The organism is Streptomyces sp. NRRL F-2664, from assembly GCF_000719345.1.
Classification (GTDB): domain Bacteria; phylum Actinomycetota; class Actinomycetes; order Streptomycetales; family Streptomycetaceae; genus Streptomyces.
This window is the reverse complement of record NZ_JOFX01000201.1, coordinates 1-1,468: the sequence shown is the minus strand read 5'-3', so window position 1 is coordinate 1,468 and position 1,468 is coordinate 1. Positions and strand designations below refer to the sequence as shown.

Annotated in this window: 1 protein-coding gene and 1 pseudogene; one reads left to right on the top strand and one right to left on the bottom strand. The window is 68.2% G+C overall.

Annotation, left to right across the window (positions count from 1 at the left end):
* Nucleotides 1-447 precede the first annotated feature (447 nt).
* Nucleotides 448-1,299: an IS3 family transposase gene (locus IF89_RS50085; RefSeq protein ID WP_158718139.1), complete on the top strand. Its 852-nt coding sequence runs from the start codon at nucleotides 448-450 to the stop codon at nucleotides 1,297-1,299.
* A 73-nt stretch (nucleotides 1,300-1,372) separates the two neighbouring features.
* Here IF89_RS50085 and IF89_RS0135330 read toward each other — a convergent pair.
* A pseudogene (locus IF89_RS0135330) lies at nucleotides 1,373-1,468 on the bottom strand (transglycosylase family protein); the annotation flags it as partial.

Below are 1,468 nucleotides of genomic sequence, written 5' to 3'. Positions count from 1 at the left end.
GAGCTCGGCGGCTCCGGGCGTGGTGAGAGGTGACCCCTGTGGGCGGCTGGGACCACAAACCCCAGCGATCTGATCATCGGACTGGATGCGGTGGTCGTGTTCGTGGTGCTGGACGGTCCCGGAGGCCGGCTCTTGACCAGGGGATCCGGCCCCAGGGGGTGTGTACGGCTTCTCCGGAACCGACCAGCACCACGAGTGATGCGGGGCCCGCAGTCTCTTTCAGGGCCCCGATGGGCCGGGGCGGGCCTGGCGGTGCCCCGCATCACTGCCCATCAGAGTGGGCCGCCAGGAGTTCCCCGATCCGGGCAGCGAGGAGATTTCACTGGTCAAGAACGGACTGGAGTGAACTGGCGAGGCTGGGGACGATTAGCGCAGCTGCTTCGGTGCCCGGGGCGGCGACGGTCTGGTCGTCGAGTACAGTGAAGATGTCACCAGCGCCGTCACAGCGTGGAGCGGCTCTGCACCATCCTCGGCCTTTCTCGCCCAGGCTTCTGCTACTGGCGTCGCACCGCATCTGCGAGAACCGCTCGCCAGGCTGTTGCAGCTGGGATCGCGGCCCGGATACGCAAGGTCCGCCAGGACTCCGACGGCACTTTCGGAGCCCCCGGGACCACCGCGGGGCTCCGCGAGGAGGGAGGCCCGGCGGTCAGCCACAAGAGCGTCGCCAGGACCATGCGGACCACCGGGCTCCGGGGAGTCCGGTTGCGCCGCCGGTACCGCACCACCGCAGCGGACCAGACCGCAGCGAGGGCGCCAGACCTGACCGGCCGTGACTCCACCGCGACCGCAGCCAACAGAAAGTACGTCGGCGACATCACATACCTGCCGGTCAGCGGCACGAAGCCTCTCTACCCGCGACCGTCACCGACCTCGCCCCATGCCGACCCGCCGGGTGGGCGATCGCTGGCCACATGGGAACAGAACTCGTCATCGACGCCCTGGCGGCCGCAGAGCGGACCCGCCGAAACCTGGCCAGAGCGATCATGCACACGGACCGCGGATCTCAATCTCGACCAGGGCCTTCGCGGAACGCTGCAGGTCGGCAGGCGTCCGGCAGAGCATAGGCGCAATCGGCCCCAGCGCCGACAACGCCGCAGCGGAAAGCTTCAACGCCGCCTTCAAGAGGCAGACACCCAAAGGCCGCGAGCCTGGCCGAGCGAGCGTGAAGCCAGACTCGACGCCTTCCGCCGGCTAACCCGCTACGACACCCGCCGCCGGCACTCCCTTCCCGGACAGCTATCCCCGATCGCCTACGAGAACGCCCTCCGACCAACAACTACCCTGACCCAAGCCGCATAGACGTGTTCAACAGCCGGAGGCAAGGCCCCCACCGCTGTCGCGCACCTGCTTGTGCCGGGTTAGAAAGGGTTCAGCGGGTCAGGCCGGCCTTGGAGGAGCAGACAGGCCAGGCCTTGGGGCCCTGTACCTTCAGTACCTTCTCGGCAATGGCGATCTGCTGCGCCTTGGT